Origin of the sequence: Allobacillus sp. SKP2-8 (genome assembly GCF_007559355.1) — a bacterium.
In the GTDB taxonomy this organism is placed as follows: Bacteria; Bacillota; Bacilli; order Bacillales; family Alkalibacillaceae; genus Allobacillus; species Allobacillus halotolerans.
Map to the genome: position 1 here is coordinate 2,447 of NZ_VMHF01000035.1, position 660 is coordinate 3,106.

The 660-nt window shown below is 49.8% G+C and carries 1 tRNA gene and 1 rRNA gene (1 of these 2 running past the window's edge); both read right to left on the minus strand.

Annotated elements, in window-relative coordinates:
* Positions 1 to 363 (minus strand): 23S ribosomal RNA (locus tag FPQ10_RS12715); its annotated part reaches 2,446 nt to the left of the window's first position; the annotation flags it as partial.
* Between the two features lie 140 nt (positions 364 to 503).
* Positions 504 to 579: transfer RNA gene (locus FPQ10_RS12720), tRNA-Ala, on the minus strand.
* Between the last annotated feature and the right edge of the window lie 81 nt (positions 580 to 660).

Below are 660 nucleotides of genomic sequence, written 5' to 3' on the forward strand. Positions count from 1 at the left end.
ATGGCTGACCTTTCCAGATCAATTCACCTACCAACCTTCTTGGTAACTCCATATGGAATGTCCTACAACCCCAAGACGCATGCGTCTTGGTTTGGGCTAGTTCCGTTTCGCTCGCCGCTACTCAGGAAATCGCGTTTGCTTTCTCTTCCTTCGGGTACTGAGATGTTTCAGTTCTCCGAGTTGTCTTCCGTTACCTATGAATTCAGTAACGGATACCACCCCATTACGGGTGGTGGGTTTCCCCATTCGGAAATCCCCGGGTCAAAGCTTACTTACAGCTCTCCGAGGCATATCGGTGTTAGTCCCGTCCTTCATCGACTCCTAGTGCCAAGGCATCCACCGTGCGCCCTTATTCACTTAACTTACTTGCGTGAAAAGACGCCTAAATCTTTTCGTTTCGATGCTTGCTTCTTATCTAGTTTTCAAGGTACATGTTTATCAGCTTTAGATAGATAAATTTCCACCACACGTGGCAGAAATCTACACAATAAAACTGTTGTATATGGTGGAGCCTAGCGGGATCGAACCGCTGACCTCCTGCGTGCAAAGCAGGCGCTCTCCCAGCTGAGCTAAGGCCCCTTAGATGGTGGGCCTGAGTGGACTTGAACCACCGACCTCACGCTTATCAGGCGTGCGCTCTGACCAACTGAGCTACAGGCC